This is a genomic window from Microlunatus parietis (assembly GCF_013407955.1).
Taxonomy (GTDB): Bacteria; Actinomycetota; Actinomycetes; order Propionibacteriales; family Propionibacteriaceae; genus Microlunatus; species Microlunatus parietis.
This window is the reverse complement of record NZ_JACCBU010000001.1, coordinates 180,669-202,381: the sequence shown is the minus strand read 5'-3', so window position 1 is coordinate 202,381 and position 21,713 is coordinate 180,669. Positions and strand designations below refer to the sequence as shown.

The following is a 21,713-nucleotide window of genomic DNA, read 5'->3' as shown; positions in this document are numbered from 1 at the left end:
ACGCGCCATGCGCCGGGTTGAGGTTGACGCTGCCGGGTGCTGGATCTGGACCGGGCCCCTACGGAAGGACGGCCGCGGGCAGGTCTCCGTCCGCGGCAAGTACCAACTTGCCTACCGGGTGATCTTCGAGCACTTGCGCGGACCAATCCCGCCGCGGCTCGTACTTGATCATCTATGCCGGAACCGCGCCTGCGTCAACCCTGACCACCTCGAGTCCGTCGAGCAGGCCGAGAACGTTCGCCGCGGCCGCGCCGCCGAGGCCACCCGGGCGGTGTTCGACGCGCTCTGGTCTGACCGGACGCACTGCGCCAACGGCCACGACCTCGTCCGCGTCGGACTCCTCACTCGTTCCCGCAACGGATACACCACGCGCGAATGCCGCGCCTGTCGCGCCGAGCAGAAGCAGCGCGCCCACCTGCGGGCCATGTCCGACCCCGACCGCGCATCCCGGATTCGGGAGCAGAACCGAGCCGCCGTAGCCCGCTACCGCGCACGAAAGGAAGCGTCATGACCGTTGAGCGGTACGAGGGCCGCGAGCTCTCGCTGTTGAACCCCGTGACCGACAGCTGGACCGCCGTACTCGAGCAGGTCGCCGACCTGGCCGTCAAGATCGCACCGACCGACTTCGTACCCGATGGACTCCGCGGGAAGCCCGGCCAGGTCGCCGCCGCGATCCTGCACGGTCGTGAGTTGGGCTTGGCTCCGATGACAGCGCTGGCGTCGACGCACGTGATCAAGGGCAAACCGGCGATCAGCGCGGAGGCGATGCGGGCGCTGGTGCAGCAGGCCGGACACGAGCTCGGTTTCGTCGAGTCCACATCGGCCCGGTGCACCGCTCGCGGCCGCCGGCGCGGGGACGAGGACTGGACCACGGTCACGTGGACGATCGACGACGCACGGCAGGCCGGGCTGATGTCCAACAACCAGTGGAAGACCTACCCGCGGCAGATGTTGACCGCCCGGGCATCGGTCGAGCTCTGCCGGATGATCTTCGCCGACGTGATCCACGGCATGCGCGCGCTCGAAGAGATGGACGACGTGACGCCGTGGGAGGGCCCGGCCAGGGAGGTCGAGCAGGTCGCCGGCCCGGCCACGACGAAGGTCCGCCGCGCCCGGAAGACGGCCGACGCTCCAACGAACGATGCAGCGTCCCCGGCACCCTCCAACCCCGAGCCTGATCCGGTTGGAGCGTCCACGCCCGAGCAGGGCACCCCTGAACGTCGGCGGCCCGCGCTACCTACCCGCGGCCGCCGACCCGAGTCCGAGACGGCGCCCCCCGTCTCCGTCCCGGACTCAACTGACGCCGGGGCGGATGACTCAGCCCCTACCGCCCCGGCGTCACCCTCCCTCGAGGAACAGCAGGCCGAGTTCCGACAGCTGGCCGAGCAGCACCGCGGCCAGTCAAGCAACCGGCAAACAACGCCCGAGCCGGCCGACGCCGAGCCCGTCGACGCCGAAGTGATCGACACCGCCGACCGCCGCCAACTGTCACCCGGTCAGCGGGCAACGATCATGATGCACTTCGCCCGGTTGAAGGTCGAGGACCGGGCGATGCGGCTCACGTTCACCTTGGTGCTGTCCGGGCGGGACCAGCTGACCAGCACCAACGAGCTCACGTTCTCGCAGGCGTCCGACGTGATCAAGGCGTTGGAGCAGTGCCGTGATCTGGACGCCCTCGAAGCCCTGGTCAACGGCCAAGACACCCTTACCTGAAAGGCATCTGCGGGACACGACCGTGATCATTCAGCACCTGCCGTGCAAGCACGCGCCCGAGCCGGGCGCTCATTCGATCTGCCGCTGCGTGCACTGCGACACCGCGCTGAAACGGATCTGGGTCGTCGACCCGGCCGACGCGCCCGAACCGATGCCGTTCTGACCCCCCAGATCCCCACCACATAAGGAGAATGCATGTCCGCAGCAGTCAAGCTGTCCTCGGCCCTGCCGGGTGACCCGAACATCAACGGACTGGACGTCCAAGCCGCCGACCTGATCGCGAACCCGAAGGACCTCCGCGTCGCGATCACCTGGTACGACGCATCGAAGGTCGTCACCAACACCGACGACGGCACCGAAGTGCCGTACGTCCGGATCCGCCGGTTCGAGCCCATCGGGAAGGTCGCTGACGTCTCGCCGGCGCTGCAGAAGACGCTGCAGAAGGCCATCGAGGATCGGACGGGCGAGCCCGCGCTGCCGTTCGACACGGCCGAGCCGTACGAAGTCGAGGCCGAGTGATGCACCCCTCAACCGGCGCACTGCTGCGCTACTTCGAACATGATCACCTGCCGGCCAAGCTCGAAACGGTGAGCGTCAAGTTCTACCAGCTGGCCAACTCGCTGGCGGTGATGCTCCCCAACGGACCCGAGACGACCGTGGCGCTCCGCAAGCTGCTTGAGGCCAAGGACGCGGCCGTCCGCTCCGCCCTCGACCTCGACGAGAGCGGGGCCAAGTGATGGCGACCGAACACGACACCCCCACGTCGGCCGTGATCAGCATCCCCGGCATCGGCCCCAACCTCGGGACCACGTATGCGCAGCTGTACGACGACCAGGAACGCCGCGCGCAAGCCATCGAGCGCGCCGCCGCCGCCCTCGTCGACGCTGACGCCGCGCCGGTGCTCGCCGTCGCGGACTACGTGATCACCGGCCGCAACCTGTTCGTCGAGGCCGAGTGATGGCGGCCGACGTGATGGAGCCGCTGCCGTTCGACCGTGACGATGACCCGACGACCGAGATCGTGCTCCGCACCGAGTGGGACGGCGACCAGTGGGCCGCGATCGCCACCAACGCCGAAGCCGAGCTAGGCCGAGCCATGGACGCGTTCGAACGCCGCGTGCGCCGGCTGCTCGCCCGGCCGCCCAAGGACCTCGCGTTCTGGCTGCAGAAGGCCATCGGCCAGTGGGAGAACCGGACCGGTGCCGCGCAGGTCGCGTTGGCCACGGCGAACCGGTACAAGCCGGCCGACGGCTGGCGGCCGATCGAGCTCCCCGCGTCGGCGGGGTGACGGTCCGGCGGCGAGCCCCGACCTCGCCGCCGGCGCCGCGACCCCACCGACTACCACCGACCAGACGGGAAACGATCATGAAACGGCCATCGATGCGGGCCCGAGTCACGTTCACCTGGGGCGCCTGGATGTACCGGCTGCAGTCCGGGCCCGAGTTCATCGAGTACATCCACCCGATCGGGTTCCCGACCCCGCACATGGCCGCCGACGCCGCCCGGCGCGAGCTCGCGATCCGCGGCGAGACCGACCCGGTGAAGCGGGCCCTGATGCGTGTCGGCGTGCTGCCGGTCCCGACCCGGCCCGAGTTCGCGCTGGCGAACTGATGCCCGCCGTCCGCGTCTACGGGACCCCGATTCCCAAGGGCAACATGACGTGCCTCGGCCCCCGCGGGAAGGGCGGCCGGCACCTGATCGTCGACGCCAAGCGGCGCGAGCTCGAGGTATGGCAGGGCAAGGTCACCGCGGCCGCCGGCGCGCTGCTCGCCAAGATCGGCCACCAGCTGGCCGGGCCGGTCGCCGTGTCCGTGACCTTCACCGTCGAGCGGCCCAAGACCGTACCCCTGACGAAACGGCCGTGGCCGATCACCCGGTCGGCAGGCGGAGACGCCGACAAGCTGCTGCGCGCCGTCCTGGACGGCCTGACCGATGGCGGCGTGATCGCCGACGACTCGCAGGTTGCCAGCTGCGAAGTCTGGCGCTGCTACCCCGACACCCCTGGCTGCCCGGACCGGATGGACCGGCCCGGCGCCCTGATCCGAATCGAGACGATGTGACCACCAACCACGGCCGCCTGCACCAGCTGGGCCTACACCACGGCACCGACAAAGCCACCTACCACGGCTATCTCGACTTCTACGAGACCCATCTGCCCGCCGCCGTCGGCCGGCTGCTCGAGATCGGGATCATGGACGGCGCCAGCCTCAAGATGTGGCACGACTACTACCCAGACGCCACGATCGTCGGAGTCGACAACGACGAGCAACGCGGCCGGCGGAATATCCCCGGCGTCCGCACGGTCTGGCTCGACGCGACCGACCCCAGCGAGGTCGAGTTGCTGACCGCCCGGCTCGGCCCGTTCGACGTGATCATCGACGACGGCTCACACATGACCGCCGACCAGCAACGCAGCTTCGAACTGCTCTGGCCAGCTATCACCCCGGGCGGCAGCTACGTGATCGAGGACCTGCACACCTCCCACATGTCCAACTACGTCAACAGCCGACAGACCACGATCGAGTGGCTGAACGACATGGCCGCGCAGGTCGACGGCGGCCACAACGTCGCGATCTCGACCATCATCGGGTTCTGGAAGAACCAGGGCGACCCTGCCGGATTCGTTGCCAGGCACGGGTTCCCGACCGGCCGCGACCTTTGGATCGGGCCCGAGCGAGCCGAATCGATCACCGCGATCATCGTCAAGGCGCCCGCGGTTGATCGGAACCTGGCCGACCACTTCGCCGCCGACATGGTCACCGACGACGACGAGGTCGACTGATGCCCGACTCGCTCGCCGTATTCCTGATCTTGTGGGCCGTCGCCGCGGTCCTCGGACTGTGCGTCGGCGGCATGGCCCGGCTGATGCTGAACCGGAACGACCACCGCGACATCCGGACCGCCTACCTGATCATCCTGGCGGGGCTCGGCGCACCCGTCGCGATCCCGTTCTGGATCGGGTACGGATTCCGGGCCGCGGTTCTCGAGTATCGCCGGAACGCCGCCACGGTCCGGGAGCTCGACCGATGAGCGCGTCGAAGCCGATCGCCACGTTCGGCGTCACCCGCGACGCCGCCGACCCCAAGGCCGGACTCACCCTCGACGAGCTCGGCGCATTCGTCCAAGCCTGCCACCGGCTCGGCCACCCCGGCGACACCCCCATCAGGATCACGATCGGCTGGGCCAGCCAGATCAAGTCCATCCGGTCCCACCCGCGGCCGGTCACGACCGTCGAGGCCGACCATGACGGCTGACGAGCTCGAACGGCTCGCCGCCACCCTCGACCCGACTCGCTGGCACATCCGGCGGGTCTTCCTCACGTCCGGCCGGTTCCGCGGCTGGTGGTGGGTCACTATCGCCGCCGGCCACGGCAGACGCACCATCCGCCACTTCGAGACCCAAGCCGAAGCGATAGCCATCACCCCGAAGCGCAGGAGGTCGCCCGATGCCCATCCGGCCAGAGAACCGGCACCGGTACCCGCCGAACTGGCGCGAGATCTCGACCTCGATCAAGGACCGGGCCGGCTGGCGCTGTGAGTGCGCCGGCGAGTGCGGACGTGGCCACGCCGGGCGCTGCCCGAACGAGCACGGCGCCAAGGCGTACGGCACCGGCTCGACCGTCGTACTCACCACCGCGCACCTGAACCACACCCCGGAGGACTGCGACCCCGCCAACCTCCGGGCGATGTGCCAGGGCTGCCACCTGCAGTACGACCGCGACCACCACCGTCAGACCGCTGCAGCGACCCGTGAGGCCGCCCGGGCTGCTGCTGGCCAGGAATCCCTACTCGGCGGGTCCTGATGGGCGCCATGCTCGTCGGTGCCGCCCTGAACCCCCACTGGGCGCAACTCTCCGAGACCGACCGACTCATCCTCATCACGATGGCCCACACGGCCCTGGACAACAGCCGTACCGGCGACCGGCCCGCCCGCGTCTACTGGGCCGGCCACGAGTACCTGATGGCCGTCCTGCTCGGCCACGAACCCGACCCCGGCACCCCGGAGTGGGAAGCCGCCCGGAAGCGCGTCCAGCGGTCGATCGGGCGCCTGATCGCCGCCGGCACGATCGAACGAGTCGACAACGCCACCGGCCAAAAACGAACCCGCTACCGAATCCGACTCGACGAATTCAACCAACCCGAATTGCCCACCGAAACGGAATGATCATGGCCAATATCCCACCTGTGATAACCGACCGTACGGGGCCGGCCGACCAGCACGCCACCCACCCCGCAGCCTGTGGAAAACTCGACCGACCCGCCAACCTAGTGGGACACCTGAATGTCCCACTACTAGGCATCCAGATGTCCCACCACTCGCAAAGTAGTGGGACATCTGAGTACCCAGTAGTGGGACACCTAGATGTCCCACAAAGGAACCAAGGAGGAACCAAGAAAGACGGAACCACAAGAGGACCCAACTCAACCACCTGCCCAAGGTGCGCACGCGCGACCCTGTGGACACACCCCGCCCAGCAGCCCAACAATTCACCAACCCGAATTCACCAGACCTACAATTCGACCATGCCGAGCAGCGCCCTCCGGAAGACCGGATCAACCCGAGAATGGCGCCGACTCCGAATTCCACTACTCGCCGCGCTCGCCCGAAACGGATATCTGAACTGCGCAGCCCAACGATCACCCCGCTGCCTCCGCCAGATCACCCGACCCCAAGACCTCGTCGCCGGCCACGTCACCGCCCGATCAGCAGGCGGCACCGACACCCAGCTACAGCCCGAGTGCCGACCCTGCAGCGACCACCAAGGCGGCCAACTCGCCCACCAGCAACAGCCCACCGCACCCGAACGGAAGTGGTAACCATGCATCCCGCAACCGCCGCCCTGCTCCGGTACTTCGATTACGACCACCTGCCCACCAAGCTCGCCCGGATCAGCGTCCGGTTCTACGAGCTCGCTCACTACGTCGCCAACACCCTGCCCGACGGACCCGAGACCACCGTCACCCTGCGGAAGCTGCTCGAAGCCAAGGACGCCGCAGTCCGCTCCGCCCTCGACCTCCCCGACCAGCCATGACCCGACGACTCGACGAGCGCCGCCGCCGGCAATACGACCGAGCACTCACCGCGCTCTGCTGGCGAAGGGGCAAGCTCCGCCCACTCGACGAAGTCTGGTTCACGCCAACCACCGTCACCGCCGCCGAGCTCGACGGACACGACACGCTCTGCGCCGACCGGATCGCAGGCGCCGACTGTGACTGCGCGTTCCACCAGCAACCAGAAGTTGATCATGGTCCCTCATCCGAGGTCACGAAACGTCAAGACCAAGATCATCACCCCAAGTCAGACCCCAGTTTTTTCGAGGGCGCGTCGCTGGCGGACACCTCCGCTGTCCGGAGTTCTCTCTCTCCGGCCGAGGGGCAGCGGTGACCGGGTGTGTGAACGGGTTCTACGTGCGCCACTGGTTCGCCTATCCGGGCGAGGTGGGGACGTCGTCGCCGGTGTGCGTCCGGTGCGGCGCGCCGAACCCGAACTACCGACCGCACCGCGACCCGAGGGGGACCGTTGACCGAGACGAAGCCGCCGCGGTACTTCCGGACGCCGCGCGCGAAAGCCGGCCCGGCGCGGGAAGCGCTGGACGCGGCGCTGAGCGACCGGGATCTGACGGGGATGGACGGGATCACGGCGGAGATTGCGCGGGGCGCGGCGGACCTGGTGGACGCGGCGCGGAGGCAGCAGGATCCGCGGCTGTGGTTGAGCGCGTCGGGCCGGCTGCTGGCGCTGGTCGGGCAGCTGGACCGGCGGCCGGGGACGGTGCCTGATGACGGCGGCGGAGATCGAGACGACGACGGCGAGCCCGACGAACTGGCCGCCGCGCTGGGGTCCGGCCCCACGCTGGGCGACGTCGAGGAGTCCTGAGCGGCCGACGTTCGGCCCGGCGGTGGCGCGGATCGCGAAGCAGCTGGGTAAGCCGTTGTTTCCGTGGCAGCGGTACGTCGTTGACGTCGCGCTCGAGGTCGACCCGGCGACGGGCGAACTCGCCTACGACGAAGTGATCGTGCTTGTGCCGCGCCGGTCCGGCAAGACGGTGCTGATCGAGCCGGTGACGACGCACCGGTGCGGCCGGCGTGGGGAGACGCGGCAGGCGTGGATCACGGCGCAGAAGCGGGACAACGCGGTGAAGCGCTGGCGGGACACGTCCGAGGTGATCGTGCGGGCGATCGGCGAGCCGACCGTACGGCGGACGATCTCGAACATGGGTGAGGCGTTGCGTTGGCCGGCGACGGGGTCCAAGTTCGTGCCGTTCGCGCCGGACGAGGATTCGATGCACGGCGAGGACCCCGACCTGGTGTGGGTGGACGAGCTCTGGTCGTTCTCGCTGGCGCAGAAGCAGGCGATCCAGAAGGGCTACCGGCCGGCGTGGTCGGTGAAGGCTGGCCAGGAGTGGAAGCTCAGCGCGGCCGGCACGGCGCGGTCGGAGTGGTTGAAGGCGGACCGGATGCGCGGGCGGGCGGCGGTCGAGTCGCAGGGCCATGCCAGGATCGCGTTCTTCGAGTGGTGCGTGCCCGAGGTCGTCGACGGCGGACCGGTCGCCGAACTCGAGGACGACCGGCTGATCTCGGTGATTCTGGACAACCATCCGCGGCGGGATCACGGCGTGCGGCCCGGGTTCCTGTTCGAGGAACTGGCCGACCTGGGGCGGGCGGCGGTGCTGCGGGCGTACGGCGGGCTGGACGAGGACGACACGGCCGACGAGTCGGTGATCCCGGCGGATGTGCTGGCGGCCCGGTTCACGGTCGACCGGATCCCTGAGCGGGTGCGGGTGGCGTTCGGTCTGCAGGTCGACGAGCAGCGGCGTGAGGCGTCGATCTCGGCGGCGTGGCGGGATGCCGGCGGCCGGGCGCTGACGCAGGTGCTCGACTCCCGGCCGGGCTCGAGCTGGGCGGCGGCGCGCGCGGCCGAGCTCGTCGCGTCGAACGACGGCGCCAATTCGGTGGGCGCGGTCACGGTGCTGAACGCCGGCCCGGCGCGGAACGTCGCGGACGAGCTCGACCGGGCCGGGGTGCCGGTGCTGCGGGTGTCGCAGACCGACTACGGCGCCGGCTGCGCGGTCGTCGAGGACCAGCTGACCGACGGCCGGCTGACGCACGACAACGATCCCCGGCTGCTCGACGCGTTCCGGGTGGCGGCCTGGCGTCGGATGGGCGGATCCCGGGTGTGGGCGCCGACGGCCGGTGTCCCGATCACGGTGCTGGACGCGCACACGCTGGCCGTGTGGGGGTTCGACCACATGCCTGACCCGGAGCCGGCCCCGGCTCCGTTCCGGATCTACTGAGAGGACTACGGGATGAGCGCGATGGTGTGGCCGATCGCCACACAACCCTGGAACCGGGTGATCTTCCCGGCGCCGACCGATGGGCTGGTCGGGCTGCCGATGTCAGTCACGCGGGCGAAGTCGATCCCTGCTGTGGCGCGTGCGCTGCAGCTGATCGGCGGGATGGCCCGTCAGATGCCGCTGAACGACATGAAGGACGACGAGTTCCTGCCGCGGCCGCGGCTACTCGAGCAGCCCGACCCGGACCAGTCCCGGGCGTGGTGGGTCGGGGTCCAGCTGGACGACTACCTGGTGAACGGAAACGCGCTCTGCTACGTGACCGCGAGGGATCGGGACGGATGGCCGGCGGCGGTGTCGTGGCTGCCGGCGGACTGGACGACGGTCACGGTCGACCCTGCCGACGGGTCGGTGTCGTACTGGATCGGCGGTACCGAGCTCGACGGCGACCGGGTGATCCATGTCCAGCGGGGCGCGCATCCGTTGATGCCGCAGCGGGGAATCGGGGTCGTCGAGCAACACATGATGTCCCTGGCCCGGGTCGCCGACGAGGAAGCGTACGAGTCGGACGTGCTGAACGGGGCGGCGGTGCCGTCGGTCGCGGTGATCACTCCGAACCCGCACCTGTCTACGACCGAGGCGCAGGAGGCGAAAGACGTCTGGGTTGAGAAGTTCGACGGGCCGGCCCGGCGGCCTGCGATCTTGCCGGCCGGGACGCAGGTCATCCCGCTGTCGTGGTCGCCGACGGATTCGGATCTGGTCGAGGCACGGAAGCTGTCCCTGACCGATGTGGCGAACATGTTCAACCTCGACGGCTATTGGGTCGGCGCGCCGGCCGGGTCGTTCACGTACCGGTCGCCGGGCCCGATGTACCTGAACCTGATCCGGCAGACCGTGGGCCCGATCCTCGAGGACTTCGAGGGCACCTGGTCGGCGGCGTGGCTCCCGCGTGGGCGGCGGGTCCGGTTCGACCGGATCGCGGTGCTGAAGGACGATCTGCCGACGATGGTCACGGCGCTGAACACGGCGACCGGTGGGAAGGCGGTCCTGACGCAGTCCGAAGCGCGGGTGTATCTCGGCTACTCGGCGAACGTGCCGGCCGAGCTCAAGCCGAAGCCGGTCCCGGCCGCGCTGGCTGCCGCGGCCGAGCAGGACCAGGACCAGCAGGACGAGCAGCTGGCCGACGAGGAAGACCAGGAAGGATGATCATGGAATCTGTCACTCTCAGGGCGCCGGAGGTCCGCACGTACCCGGCGTTGGAGCTCCGCGAGATCGAGGCTACGAAGGGCGCCGGCGGGCTGTGGCTCGAGGGCCGGGCGGTGCCGTACGACACGTGGACCGACGTCGGTTGGTTCATGGAACGGATCACCCGGGGCGCGTTCAAGAAGTCGATCCGCGAGGCCGCGGCCGGGCTGCCGCTGCTGCTGTGGCACGACAACCGCACGTTCCCGATCGGGGTGTCGACCGAGTGGCGCGAGTCGGACGACGGGCTGGACGGGGTCTGGCGGCTCGACGATCAGGATCCGCTCGCGGTCGAGGGTGCCCGGAAAGCTGCGGCTGGCATGCTGACCGGGATGTCGGTCGGGTTCTCCCCGATGGTCGAGGAGGACGACATCGAGCTCGACGACAACGGGCTGCCGTGGATCACCCGGTCGCAGGCTCGGCTGCTCGAGGTCTCGCTGACGCCGACCCCGGCGTACGCGGGTGCGCAGGTGTCGCTGGTTCGGTCGCGGGCGGCGCAGCAGCAGCGCGGCGAACGTCGGCGGTCGGCCGAGATCGACAGCTGGCGGGCGTTCGCCGAGCAGGCGCGGCAGCGGTGACACCGGCCGAGTTGCGGCGATGGGTCGTCGCCATGATGAGGGCCGGCGCCGGCCGTCATCCGCTGGTCGAGACGCCCGAGCCGCCTATCACGACACGCGGCGGCCGGCGGCCTGCTGGTCGAAAGTCGGCGGCGCGACGTACCATTCCACCGAACAGACCTCACGCCGGAGACGATGGCGAGCCAGGCCGGAGCAGATAGCACGGGCCACCACCTGGCAGCCGGGACGGGCCACCACGTGAGGCAACTAACCGTTGCCTCATCGATTGGTGGCCCTTTCCATGTCCCGAGAGAATCCCGTTCTGACCCGGCTCCGCGATGATCGCGCCGAGCAGGTCCAGTTCATCGATCAGCTGCTGTCGAAGGTCGACGAGGATGGCCGCGACCTGGTCGACGCCGAGCGGTCGAACCTGACCGCCGCGAAGGAACGCATCGTCAAGCTGGACGAGCAGATCAAGCCGCTCGAGGAGTTCGAGGCGATCGTCGGCGAGCACCGCGCTGCCAAGCCGACCCCGTCCCGGCGTGAGCCTCAGGACGACGGCGGCCGCCGGTCCCGGCTCGGCGATGTGACGCCGCGGCCGGTCGAGTACCCGACCGCCGGCCACTTCATCGTCGACAAGATCCGCGCCGTCGGCTACCCCGGCGAGCAGCTGAAGCCAGACGCGGAGGCGCTGCAGCGGGTCATGGCGGCGGTGCAGACCCGGATCGTGCACCAGACCACGGCCGATACCCCCGGGCTGCTGCCCGAACCGATCATCGGTCAGATCCTGACCGACCTCGACGGCGCCCGGCCATTCCTGTCCTCGATCGGCGTGCAGAACCTCGCCGGGATCCCGGGCAAGGTGTTCCACCGTCCGCACGTCACCCAGCACACCCGGGTCGACGAGCAGACGGCCGAAAAGACCGAGCTCGTGTCCCGGCAGTTCAAGGTCGAGGGTCTGCCGTTCACGAAGCGCACCTTCGGCGGCACGCTGAACGTGTCCCGGCAGGACATCGACTGGACCAGCCCGTCGGCGTGGAACGCGTTGATCACGGACCTGCAGATGGAGTACGGCGCCGACACCGAGGACACCGCGGCGCAGGAGTTCGCCGCGGCCGTCACTCAGACCGAGGCGGTGACGGACGAGAACAGCCTGCAGGCGTGGATCGATGCGCTGTACCAGGCGGCCGTGAAGTCGGCCACCGCGAACGGCACCCGGCGCGCCACGTCGCTCCGGCTGCCGAACCGGATCTGGACGTCGATCGACATGTGGGCGTCGCTCGGCTCGGTGATCTCGGCGGCCCGTGCCACCAACCGTTCGAACGACAACCCGGGGTCGTCGCAACCGACCGGGTTCGCCGGCGACATCCTCGACATCCCGCGGGTCATGGCGCCCGGCCTGCCGGCCGGGACCGTGATCGTGGGCCGTGACGCGCTGTTCGAGGCGTACGAGGAACGGATCGGGCTGCTGCAGGCGATCGAGCCCAAGGTGCTCGGCGTCGAGGTCGCCTATGGCGGGTACGCGGCGTGGGGCATGCTCGACGCGACCGCGTTCACGAAGCTGACCGTCGGCAGCTGATCATGGCCGCCCGGCCCGACATCACCGCGTACGAGCAGGTGAAAGCCTCGGTCGCACCGAGCGCGGACGACGCGATCCTGAAGCCGTTGTGGGAGGCGGCCGAGGACTACGTCTGGCAACGCATCCGCGCCTGGTATGTGCCGGATGCCGAGGGGAATCCGCCTGACCCGGTGCCGCCCGCCCCGGCGTCGCTGGGTCAGGCGGTCCGGCAGCTGACGGCGCGCTACTTCGCGCGGCGGAACAGCCCTGACGGGTTCCTCGGAATGGGCGAGTTCGGGCCGGCCCGGGTCCCGACCGTTGACCGTGACGTCGAATCGCTGATCGGGCCGTACCGGCCGGTGGTGTTCGGATGATCGACCACGCGGCCGGCCGGGCGAAGCTCGCCGAGATCTGCCGTCTGGCCGTCGATGGGGTCACCGTCGACGGCCAGGCGGTCACGGTTTATGAGTCGGCGATCGACGCGCAACCCACCTTCCCGCTGATCGCGATCGGTCTTCCGCGTTGGACGCCGAACGTCGGCCCGTGCATGGACCGGTCGCAGATCCCGATCGCGGTCGTGGTCAAGCAGCCCGGCGGCGATGCCTCCCACCAGCAAGACGAGCTCGAACGGATCTGGCAGCTGGTCGTCGCCGCGCTCACGGCGGCGTTCGGCGCCGATCAGAACCTCGGTGGCCTGTGCCACTGGTCCGAAATTGAGCGGTCTCTGCCCGGCCAATTCCGGCTGCAGGGCCACGAGTACCCGGCGCAAACGATCTTGACCAACCTCGACGGATAGAAGGAAAACGATCATGGCACTCGACCCGAATCTCAAGCTGCTGATCAACATGAAGGACGTCAATCTGATCTTGGGATCAGAGGCGACGGGAACCGACTTCGCGTGCCAACTGAAGTCCGTTCTGCTCAGCCCGGATACGAACATCGTCCGCGAGGAAACGCTCTGCCCGGACGGCCAGTTCGCCGACGTCGGCAACCCTGTGTGGTCGCTGAACCTCGGCTACATCTACGGCAAGCACGCCACCACGGCCGAGAAGGCGCTGGCCGATTACCTGCTGGCCCACCACGGCGAGCAGGTCGATTTCTTCTTCGCGCCGTGGGCCGGCGGCGACGGCTACACGGGCCTGGTGACCTTGATCGCGGGCGCGATCGGCGGCGAGCAGGGGTCGTCCTCGAACCAGACCGTCGAGCTCCCGGTGGACGGCCAGCCCGAGCCGTGGGCCGGGATCGTCGGTTCCTGATTTTCAGCAGTACCCAACTCCCACAACCGAAAGGAAATGATCATGGCGAGTAAGTCCGCATTCGCGATGAAGCACCGCTTCGAGCTCAACGACGGTACCGAGTTCGAGGTTGAGTCGTCGATCGTCGACGTCGTCCGGTTCGAGCGGGCCGAGAACACGGCGTACCTCGACGCCGACACGGCCAACATCAAGATGTCGACGCTGATGTGGGTCGGCTGGGCGGCCGCGTGCCGCGCGAAAAAGATCAACGACAAGGCCGGCCGGGCGAAGTTCGAGATGTTCCTGCCGCTGGTCGCCGACTACGAACCGATCTTCGAGGACCCGGAGGACGACGACGAGCCGGGGTCGGGCGAGTCGGACCCTACCCAGCCGGATCCGCAGCCCGAGAACTGATCGGCCTGGCCATCCTCACCGGCATCCCGATGTCGGTGTGGGTGGCCGAGGGCAGCCGGACCATCGCGACGGCAATCGAGTTGGTCGACGAGCTCAGGCAGCAGCAGCGCAAGGGGAGGTGAGTGCAGGTGACCGACATCCAGGTCGAGGGGATCGACGAAGCGGTGCGGTTCCTGTCTCGCCTCCCTGCTGCTGTTGACCGGGCCAGCGATGACGCGGCCGCCGACGTCGGCCGTGTCGAGGTCCCGCGGATCCGGGCGCGGGCCGGGCAGGTCGGCCGGCGCGAGGCGTTGGCGGTCCGGTCGGTCCGGGCCAGTGCTGACGGGATCGAGGTCGGGGCCGGTGGTGGGGTCCCGGCCGCGATCTTCTTCGGTGCCGAGTTCGGCGGCGGTGCCCGGCCCCGGACGCGGCAGTTCGCGCCGTACCGGGCAGACGGCCATTTCCTGTTCCCGCAGCTGCGCGACGACGAGGAACGGATCGTCGATCTGTTCGCCGACGCGCTCGATCCGAGGCTCGGAGATCTCTGATGGTGTCGCGCGAAGTCACGATCGAGTACAAGGGCCGGGCCGCGGCCAGCGTCAAGCAGGCGTCGGAGCAGGCCGCGCGGGCGGTCGGCCGGGTCGGGTCCGAGTCGGAGGAATCGGCCAGCAAGGCGCGCGGCGGTCTGACGAAGATCGGCGCCGGTATCGCCGGGTTCGCCGGCGGCATCGTCGGCAACGCGGTGTCGGCCGCGGCCGGCAAGGTGAAGGACTTCGTCGGCCAGTCGATCACCGCGGCGTCCGACATGCAGGAGACGCTGAGCAAGTCGCGGGCGATCTTCGGCGACCAGGCCAAGGCGATGGAGCAGTGGGCCAACGGGGCCCCGAAGCAGTTCGGTTTGGCGAAGTCCGAAGCGTTGGGCTACTCGGCCGGGCTGGGCGACATGGCCCGCCAGATCGGGTTCACCGCGAAGGAAGCTGCGACGTTCGGCAAGGACATCGTTCAGGTCTCCGGTGATCTTGGTTCGTTCAACAACCTCGAGACCGGCGACGTGCTCGACCGGATCACGTCGGCGCTCCGCGGCGAGTACGACTCGCTGCAGGCGATCATCCCGAACATCAACGCGGCGCGGGTCGAGCAGGAAGCGCTCGCACTGTCGGGCAAGAAGACCGCGAAAGAACTCACCGAGCAAGACAAGGTGCTGGCCATTCAGGCGATCCTGCACAAGGACGGCGCCCGGGCTATGGGTGACTTCGCCAAGACCAGCGGCGGGTTCGCGAATCAGCAGAAGATCGCGGCCGCGCAGGTGCAGACCCTGCAGGAACGGCTCGGCACGGTGTTGCTGCCGATCCTCACGCAGGTGATGGCGTTCGTGACCAACACCGCGGTGCCGGCGCTGGCCAAGTTCGCCGAGGAAATGGGCCCGAAGATCGGGCCCGCGGTCGAGCAGGCGGGCAAGTTCCTCGAGGGACTGCTGCCGTTCGTCGGCCAGCTGGCTACGTTCATCGCCGAGAACATCGCCGTACTCGGCCCGCTCACGGCCGGGTTGGCGCTGCTGAACGTCGTCCTCTCGGCGAACCCGATCGGGCTGGTGGTGCTGGCGCTCGGCGCCCTGGTCGCCGGGCTGATGTACGCCTACCAGAACAGCGAGACGTTCCGGAACATCGTCAACGGCGCGTTCACCGCGGTGAAGACCGTCGTGTTGGCCGTCGGGAACGCGGTCGTCGGCGCTGTCCGGGCCATCGCCGACTGGCTCGCCCGGACCTGGCAGGCAGCGGTCGATTTCGGGGTGCGGTTCGTGCGGGCGTTCCAGCAGACGAACGAGCGCGTCGGCTCGTGGATCCGGAACATGGTCTCCACCGTGCTCGGCTGGGTGACCGATCTCCGCGACCGGGCCGTACGGTTCGCGCTGCAGCTGCGTGACCGATTCATCCAGGCCAACGTCCGGCTCCGCGATGGCGCCGTATCCGCGATCCTCGGACTGCGGGACAAGGCGGTCGGGTTCGTGCGGTCGCTGCGGGATCAGGGCGTCGCGTTCGTGATCAGCCTGCGCGACCGGGTGATCGGTGGGGCCCGGTCCATGCGGGACCAGGCCGTGGCTGCGGTGACCGGGCTCCGCGATCGGGCCGTGGCGCGGGTGGTGTCGCTGCGTGACCGGGCGGTGGCGTTCGCGCTGAGCCTGCGCGATCGGTTCATCGCCGCCGGCCGGGCCCTGCGTGACCGGGTGATCGAGGCCGTGCAGTCTCTGCGCGAGCGGGCGGTGGCGCGGATCGTCGCGCTGCGCGATACGGCGGTGCGGGTCGCGCTGCAGGTCCGTGACAAGGTGCTGGCGCCGTTCCGGGCCCTGCGCGATAAGGGCGTCGAGGTCTTCCGCGGGCTGCGCGACACCGCCGGCCGGGTCATGTCCGGGCTGCTCGACAAGGTGAAGGGCCCGATCCGGACCGTTTTTGGCTGGCTGAACGACAAGCTGATCAAGCCGCTGAACACCGTGACGTCGAAGTTCGGTCTGACGATTCCGACGCTGCCGAAGTTCCACCGCGGCACGTCGCGGGTCGGGCCGGATGGCCGCGAGTACCCGGCGATCCTGCTTGGCACCGAGTCGGTGCTGAACCCGCAGGCGACGCGCCGGCTCGGCCGGGACAAGATCGACAAGCTGAACCGCGGCGAGGCGATCGGCGGGCCGGGCGACTGGTGGAACAACTTCACTGAGTTCATCAGCCGGCCGGCGAAGCTGGTTGCCGAGATGGCGCAGCGCGGCGCGAAGTGGGCCGTGTCGCAGGTGATGGGCGCGATCCCGAACGCGCCGACGACCGGTGTCCCGATGGCTGACCTGATCCCCGACGTGCTCAACCAGCTGAAGTCCAAGATCACCAGCTGGGCATCGGGGAAGGACGCCGAGCAGAAAGCCGAGCTCGGCTCCGTCGGCGGGTCGATCGGTACGGGCCCGTGGGTGAAGCCGGTCGCGGCCGGGATCGGGAACGGCTATCTCGGCTACCCGGGCCACTACGGCGTGGACATGCCGGTGGGGATCGGCACCCCGGTGCACGCGGTGTCGAACGCGATCGTGACCAAGGCGGCCAGCCTGACGGGCAGCTACGGCCGCCACCTGTTCCTGCGGCACGCTGACGGGCTGGTGACGGTGTACGCGCACCTGTCGCAGCTGCTGACCAGCGTCGGTGACCGGGTGAAGGCCGGCCAGGTGATCGGCCGGTCCGGGAACACGGGCAACAGCACCGGGCCGCACCTGCACTTCGAGACGCGGGTCGGCGGCGGTTACCCGGGCCCGAACCCGCGCACGGTGATGCGGGCCCGTGGCGTCACCCTCGACTCGGGCGGCATGCTGCAGCCCGGGTTCACGCTGGCCTACAACGGCACCGGCGGCCCCGAACCCGTACTCACCGGCAGCCAGTGGTCCGACCTGACCAAGGCCAAGGACGCACCGACGGTCGTGATCAACATCGACGGCGCGCTCGATCCCGACGCGGTGGCCCGACAGGTCATCAGCCTGCTTGACCGGTACGACCGGAACCGTGGCGGCGTCAAGGTGAACCGGAGGGCCCGCTGATGGCCGAGCGAGCATCGGCCACATGCGAGGTGTTGATCGACGGTCAGCCGATCGCCTGCACCCGGGAAGCATTGTTCGCCGGCGCACCCACCATCCTCGATCCGCTGACGATGACCTGGGGCCGGCCCGGTGCGTGGGATCAGCCTGATGCGGGCTCGGCGTCGTTCCGGCTCCGTGACCAGCGGACGAATCCGCAGCCGATCGTCGACACGATCCATGTCGGGTCCAAGGTCGACGTGTTCGCCGAAGCGCCGAACCCGGACCCGCAGCCGCAGGTCGTGATGAACCAGGGGTTCGAGAGCGCAGGGACCTCCGGCGGCGAGCTGCTGGACAGCTGGTGGGCGTTGGAGACGCTGCCGTCCGCGCTGAAACGGACCAACCTGGCCACCGATCCGAGTTTCACCACGACCAGCGGTAAGACGGCTGGCGGTTCGGCCACGCTGGCGATTTCGAATGCTTGGGCGCAGTTCGGCTCGACGTCGCTTTCGATCACACCGAACGGGTCGAGCAACCTGTCGGCCGTCTTCCCGCTGGGTGGCAGTGGAATGACGGCGTTCGAGACCGGGAAGACCTACACCGTGTCGGTGTACATCCGTCTTACCGCGGCCCAGATCGGGACCCTGAATACCGACGCGCGGCGGATCCGGCTGCACCAGGCGACCGGCGGTGCGACCACGATCGTCGCCCGGTCGGCCCCCGCACCGAACGCGGCCGGCGTGTACCGGCTATCCCTGACGTTCACCGTGGCCGTCGACGTCACCCAGTGCATCATCAGCGTCTGCAACGGGTCCTCGTTCGCGGCGGACGTGATGTGGGTCGACGGGCTGCTGATCCAGGAAGGCTCGGCGCTGGACGTCTACTTCGACGGGACGACCGCCCGGCCCGGCTACACCTACGCGTGGACCGGCACGGCGAACGCCTCAACCAGCACCGAGCGCTACAACGCCACCAGCACCAACGCAACCGTGCGCATCTACGACACGGGCAGCGGGTTCCCGGTCGGCCAGGGATCGCGGTCCGCGCTGCTCGACAACGACAACACCCGGGCCCGGTACCTGTTCCCGCCGGCGCAGTGGGGGCGTCCCTGGATGCGAAACCTGCGCCCGCTCCAACCGAACGAGGTCTGGACCTACTCGTTCATGGCCCGGCTGCCGGCTGGCACCACGGCTTCGTTCTCCACACGCGGTTTCTCCGCGTCCACGGTCGACGGCCAAACCATCAACATGACCGTCGACGGCGCGCTCGCACGGACGATCACCGGCACCGGGAACTGGGAGACCTACACCGGCACGGTCCGCAACGCGTCGATCCCGGCGCTGCCGCGGTGGCCGGTGTTCGCGCTGACCGTGTTCCCTGAGAGTCGGGACTTCGCGGGCGGTATGCCCGACGTGGACGCGATCACCTATACGGCGCCACCGCTGGCTACCGAGCGTGTGCAGGTCTGGGCCGGCCGCGTCACCGACCTGACCGTGGTGAAGGCGACCGGCCGCGGCGCAATCGAACTGGACGTGACCGCCACGGGCGAGATCGCCGAGGTGGAGAACGTCGTGGTGGGGGACGAGCCGTGGCCGAGCGAGACGAGCGACGCCCGGATTGACCGGATCATCGACCTCATCCCGCTGCCCGTGACCGACTTCTCGGTATCGCGCGACCTGCTCAACTGGGAGCTCGTCATCCCGCGCGACGTCGATGCACAGCCCGCGCTCGGTCTGCTGCGCGACTACGCCTCCATGGTGCTGGGGGCGGTATGGCCGATCAGCGTCCCCGGGGCCCGCAACCACGCCTGGATCGAGAACACGCTGAACCGGTGGTCCGGCTGGTCGGGCCCGGTCGGCCAGCTGTCGGCCTGCAACATGGACGCTTCCAAGATCGCGATCACGCAGGCCGCCGATCAGGTGATCACGGTGGCCGCGGTCACCTGGCAGCAGATCCAACCTGATTCGTCGTTCATCGAGCGCACCGAGTCGCGGGTCGACCTGGTCGCGTCCGCGATCTACGGGGCGCGGAACCTCAACCTCGCAACGGAATTCTCCTCACTTCCCGCGGCCCAACGGACCGGTGACCATGTGCTGCAGTCTGCTCGGGCGTCGGACTGGGGATTGTCCGGAGTGGAGTTCGACACCAAGCACGTGGACAACACCGACGGCAACGCGCAGCGGCTGTTGATGTTGCTGCTCAACTCGGCGCGCCGGCCAGGGTCCTGGCTGACGATCACCGACCTGCCGGAATGGATGCCCGTCGAGCTCGCATCGGGGTTCGTCGAGGGCGGAACGATCACCTACACCGGCGGCCGCTGGCGGTTTGACCTCAACATGTCCAGCGGCAACCCGAACGGCGGGTCATGATCAGGAGGGCGGCGGGTGGACCTGACATTGCTGACGGGGCTGGTCGTCGGTCTCGGCGGTGCTGCCGCCGGTGTGATCGCGGCGCTGGCTTCGTATCAGAAAGCTACGGCCAGCCGCACCACGGACCGTTCGATGCTGCTGATCATCTTCGACACGCTCGAGTCCAAGGGCGCGCTCGATCTCTTGCCGCCGCGGGTCCGGCGCTACCTCCGGACGATCGCCGGCCAGGACTCCACCCCGGGGAGTGACGACGATGCCGAAAGTTCTGTTGACGCCTAGGGCGTCGGTGATCATGGGCGTGGTGGCGGCCGCCGCGTCGTTGATCTTGCTGGCGCTGCTGGCCACGATGTGGTTCCGGCTCGACGCTCAGGCCCGTGCGATCGAGGCGCAGGGACGAACGATCACCGAGGCGAACGACCGGCTCAGGGCGGCCGGCGAGCAACCTGTTGAGCCGCCGCCGACTCCGCCGGCGCCCCCGATGGTTGGCCCTGCTGGTCCGTCCGGTCCGCCGGGACCGCCAGGGCCGCCCGGGGAGCCCGGCGAGGACGGTTCGCCCGGCCCATCGGGGCCGCCGGGAAAACCCGGGGCGCCGGGGAAGCCTGGTCCAGATGGCGACTCTGGGCCGAGTGGGCCACCTGGCGTACCCGGTGCGGATTCGACTGTGCCAGGGCCCCCCGGTGAGGACGGCCAGGACGGGCAGGACGGCGCCCCTGGCAGCCCGGGGCCGCCCGGCCCGACCGGGGAGCCCGGACCACCCGGGAAAGACGGCCAGGACGGCGAAGACGGCGCGCCCGGCAGCCCGGGCCCACCGGGCCGCGGCATCGCCGAGGACGGCACCAAGTGCCTGGACGGCCGCTGGCGCATCACCTACACCGACGGCACCACCGAAGACGCGGGCCCGTGCCAGCCGGCACCAGGCCCCACCGAAACGGTGACGGTCACCCCGCCACCACCAACCGGAGAGGAAACCCGATGACCGAGCACGATCACGACGACGACGTGATGCCCGACGAAGGCGACGTCACCCCCGAGGACGAAGACCTGGACCACGACCCCGAGTCGGGCGAGGACGACCCGGACGAGGAAGACGAGGCCTGAGCCATGGGCGTCTACGACAAGATGGGCAAGGTCACCAAGGCCACCCGATCGCGGGCCGAAGAGATCGTCGACTACGTGGCCAGCAAGGGCTACAAGCTGACCCGGATCTGGGGCATGGGGTCGTCCGGCTCCGAACACCCGACCGGCCGTGCGCTGGACTTCATGATCACCGGACCCGGGCTCGGGATGGTCGTCGGCAACCTGATTGCCAGCTACCTGTGGAAGAACCGGAAGCGGCTCGGCGTCAAGTGGGTCATCTGGGACGAGCACATTCGGTCGACCAGCCCTGGGAAGTCTGGCCGGTGGGAGGACTACCGCGGGGCGAGCAAGCACGAAGATCACGTGCACGTGTTCTTCGGCACCGGCGCGTACGTGGCGCCGCCGGTCGCCGGCGGTGGCGGCGGATCCGCGGTCAAGGTCGTGGATCTGTCGCAGCTGATCGAGGCTGCGGAACGCGACACCGACCGCAAGCAGGGAGGCACCACGCCGGGCGCCGCCGACGACGTGAAGATCGTCGAGGCCGCGCTGAAGGCCGAGGGTCTGCTGTCGGCCCGGTACGCCCGCGACGGGTCGTTCGGGTCGCTCACGGTCAAGGCGTACTCGAAGTGGCAGGAGTCCAAGGCCGGCGGCAGCTACCGCGGGAAGGACTCCGACGGCATCCCCGGCCGGAAGTCACTCGAGCGGCTCGGCAAACGGAACGGATTCAAGGTGAGGAGTTGA

At 69.2% G+C, this 21,713-nt stretch carries 30 protein-coding genes; all 30 read left to right on the top strand.

Features of this window, described 5'->3' with window-relative positions; translation table 11 throughout:
• The first annotated feature begins 7 nt into the window (after positions 1-7).
• Positions 8-511, top strand: a complete 504-nt coding sequence (locus BKA15_RS01050) for an HNH endonuclease signature motif containing protein (RefSeq protein WP_179747755.1) — start codon at positions 8-10, stop codon at positions 509-511.
• A complete protein-coding gene (locus BKA15_RS01045; RefSeq protein ID WP_179747754.1) occupies positions 508-1,713 on the top strand; it encodes a hypothetical protein in 1,206 nt (401 codons plus the stop codon). Before BKA15_RS01050 ends, BKA15_RS01045 begins: the two co-directional genes overlap by 4 nt.
• A 22-nt stretch (positions 1,714-1,735) precedes the next feature.
• The gene (locus BKA15_RS01040; RefSeq protein ID WP_179747753.1) at positions 1,736-1,876 is read left to right on the top strand and encodes a hypothetical protein; all 141 of its coding nucleotides are present in this window, start codon (positions 1,736-1,738) and stop codon (positions 1,874-1,876) included.
• A gap of 32 nt (positions 1,877-1,908) precedes the next feature.
• Positions 1,909-2,232 carry a hypothetical protein gene (locus BKA15_RS01035; protein ID WP_179747752.1) on the top strand — a complete coding sequence of 108 codons (324 nt, stop codon included), beginning with the start codon at positions 1,909-1,911 and terminating at the stop codon, positions 2,230-2,232.
• Positions 2,232-2,450 (top strand): hypothetical protein, encoded by a 219-nt coding sequence (locus tag BKA15_RS01030; RefSeq protein WP_179747751.1) that lies wholly within the window; start codon positions 2,232-2,234, stop codon positions 2,448-2,450. The genes BKA15_RS01035 and BKA15_RS01030 overlap by 1 nt, the downstream gene beginning before the upstream one ends.
• Positions 2,450-2,671 (top strand): hypothetical protein, encoded by a 222-nt coding sequence (locus tag BKA15_RS01025; RefSeq protein WP_179747750.1) that lies wholly within the window; start codon positions 2,450-2,452, stop codon positions 2,669-2,671. The genes BKA15_RS01030 and BKA15_RS01025 overlap by 1 nt, the downstream gene beginning before the upstream one ends.
• The gene (locus tag BKA15_RS01020) at positions 2,671-3,000 is read left to right on the top strand and encodes a hypothetical protein (RefSeq protein ID WP_179747749.1); all 330 of its coding nucleotides are present in this window, start codon (positions 2,671-2,673) and stop codon (positions 2,998-3,000) included. The genes BKA15_RS01025 and BKA15_RS01020 overlap by 1 nt, the downstream gene beginning before the upstream one ends.
• A gap of 77 nt (positions 3,001-3,077) precedes the next feature.
• A complete protein-coding gene (locus BKA15_RS01015; RefSeq protein ID WP_179747748.1) occupies positions 3,078-3,323 on the top strand; it encodes a hypothetical protein in 246 nt (81 codons plus the stop codon).
• Positions 3,323-3,772 carry a RusA family crossover junction endodeoxyribonuclease gene (locus BKA15_RS01010; protein ID WP_179747747.1) on the top strand — a complete coding sequence of 150 codons (450 nt, stop codon included), beginning with the start codon at positions 3,323-3,325 and terminating at the stop codon, positions 3,770-3,772. The genes BKA15_RS01015 and BKA15_RS01010 overlap by 1 nt, the downstream gene beginning before the upstream one ends.
• Entirely contained in the window at positions 3,769-4,494 is a 726-nt protein-coding gene (locus BKA15_RS01005; protein ID WP_179747746.1) for a class I SAM-dependent methyltransferase, read from the top strand. Before BKA15_RS01010 ends, BKA15_RS01005 begins: the two co-directional genes overlap by 4 nt.
• Positions 4,494-4,742 (top strand): hypothetical protein, encoded by a 249-nt coding sequence (locus tag BKA15_RS01000; protein ID WP_179747745.1) that lies wholly within the window; start codon positions 4,494-4,496, stop codon positions 4,740-4,742. The genes BKA15_RS01005 and BKA15_RS01000 overlap by 1 nt, the downstream gene beginning before the upstream one ends.
• Complete coding sequence (locus BKA15_RS00995) at positions 4,739-4,966, top strand: hypothetical protein (RefSeq protein WP_179747744.1); 228 nt, start codon at positions 4,739-4,741, stop codon at positions 4,964-4,966. The genes BKA15_RS01000 and BKA15_RS00995 overlap by 4 nt, the downstream gene beginning before the upstream one ends.
• Before the next feature lie 191 nt (positions 4,967-5,157).
• Positions 5,158-5,514, top strand: a complete 357-nt coding sequence (locus BKA15_RS00990; RefSeq protein WP_179747743.1) for a hypothetical protein — start codon at positions 5,158-5,160, stop codon at positions 5,512-5,514.
• An 80-nt stretch (positions 5,515-5,594) separates the two neighbouring features.
• Entirely contained in the window at positions 5,595-5,876 is a 282-nt protein-coding gene (locus tag BKA15_RS00985; RefSeq protein ID WP_179747742.1) for a hypothetical protein, read from the top strand.
• A 655-nt stretch (positions 5,877-6,531) separates the two neighbouring features.
• Positions 6,532-6,744: a hypothetical protein gene (locus BKA15_RS00980; RefSeq protein WP_179747741.1), complete on the top strand. Its 213-nt coding sequence runs from the start codon at positions 6,532-6,534 to the stop codon at positions 6,742-6,744.
• Between the two features lie 488 nt (positions 6,745-7,232).
• Positions 7,233-7,586: a hypothetical protein gene (locus tag BKA15_RS00975; protein WP_179747740.1), complete on the top strand. Its 354-nt coding sequence runs from the start codon at positions 7,233-7,235 to the stop codon at positions 7,584-7,586.
• Entirely contained in the window at positions 7,489-9,003 is a 1,515-nt protein-coding gene (locus BKA15_RS00970) for a hypothetical protein (protein WP_179747739.1), read from the top strand. Before BKA15_RS00975 ends, BKA15_RS00970 begins: the two co-directional genes overlap by 98 nt.
• 12 nt (positions 9,004-9,015) lie before the next feature.
• Positions 9,016-10,206 (top strand): phage portal protein, encoded by a 1,191-nt coding sequence (locus BKA15_RS00965; RefSeq protein ID WP_179747738.1) that lies wholly within the window; start codon positions 9,016-9,018, stop codon positions 10,204-10,206.
• Positions 10,207-10,208: 2 nt separating this feature from the next.
• A complete protein-coding gene (locus BKA15_RS00960) occupies positions 10,209-10,820 on the top strand; it encodes an HK97 family phage prohead protease (protein WP_179747737.1) in 612 nt (203 codons plus the stop codon).
• Between the two features lie 280 nt (positions 10,821-11,100).
• The gene (locus tag BKA15_RS00955) at positions 11,101-12,378 is read left to right on the top strand and encodes a phage major capsid protein (RefSeq protein WP_179747736.1); all 1,278 of its coding nucleotides are present in this window, start codon (positions 11,101-11,103) and stop codon (positions 12,376-12,378) included.
• Positions 12,379-12,380: 2 nt separating this feature from the next.
• A complete protein-coding gene (locus BKA15_RS00950) occupies positions 12,381-12,731 on the top strand; it encodes a head-tail connector protein (protein ID WP_179747735.1) in 351 nt (116 codons plus the stop codon).
• Positions 12,728-13,153 (top strand): hypothetical protein, encoded by a 426-nt coding sequence (locus tag BKA15_RS00945; protein WP_179747734.1) that lies wholly within the window; start codon positions 12,728-12,730, stop codon positions 13,151-13,153. Before BKA15_RS00950 ends, BKA15_RS00945 begins: the two co-directional genes overlap by 4 nt.
• Before the next feature lie 13 nt (positions 13,154-13,166).
• Positions 13,167-13,613, top strand: a complete 447-nt coding sequence (locus BKA15_RS00940; RefSeq protein ID WP_179747733.1) for a hypothetical protein — start codon at positions 13,167-13,169, stop codon at positions 13,611-13,613.
• A gap of 42 nt (positions 13,614-13,655) precedes the next feature.
• On the top strand, positions 13,656-14,006 hold the full coding sequence (locus BKA15_RS00935; RefSeq protein ID WP_179747732.1) for a hypothetical protein: 351 nt from the start codon (positions 13,656-13,658) through the stop codon (positions 14,004-14,006).
• A gap of 128 nt (positions 14,007-14,134) precedes the next feature.
• Complete coding sequence (locus BKA15_RS00930) at positions 14,135-14,533, top strand: hypothetical protein (RefSeq protein ID WP_179747731.1); 399 nt, start codon at positions 14,135-14,137, stop codon at positions 14,531-14,533.
• Positions 14,533-17,550: a peptidoglycan DD-metalloendopeptidase family protein gene (locus BKA15_RS35165; RefSeq protein ID WP_179747730.1), complete on the top strand. Its 3,018-nt coding sequence runs from the start codon at positions 14,533-14,535 to the stop codon at positions 17,548-17,550. The genes BKA15_RS00930 and BKA15_RS35165 overlap by 1 nt, the downstream gene beginning before the upstream one ends.
• On the top strand, positions 17,550-19,895 hold the full coding sequence (locus BKA15_RS00920) for a hypothetical protein (RefSeq protein WP_179747729.1): 2,346 nt from the start codon (positions 17,550-17,552) through the stop codon (positions 19,893-19,895). Before BKA15_RS35165 ends, BKA15_RS00920 begins: the two co-directional genes overlap by 1 nt.
• A gap of 15 nt (positions 19,896-19,910) precedes the next feature.
• Positions 19,911-20,174, top strand: coding sequence for a hypothetical protein (locus BKA15_RS00915; protein WP_179747728.1), 264 nt, complete (start codon positions 19,911-19,913; stop codon positions 20,172-20,174).
• A 693-nt stretch (positions 20,175-20,867) separates the two neighbouring features.
• The gene (locus BKA15_RS36190; protein ID WP_281385181.1) at positions 20,868-20,993 is read left to right on the top strand and encodes a hypothetical protein; all 126 of its coding nucleotides are present in this window, start codon (positions 20,868-20,870) and stop codon (positions 20,991-20,993) included.
• Positions 20,994-20,996: 3 nt separating this feature from the next.
• A complete protein-coding gene (locus tag BKA15_RS00905) occupies positions 20,997-21,713 on the top strand; it encodes a VldE C-terminal domain-containing protein (protein WP_179747727.1) in 717 nt (238 codons plus the stop codon).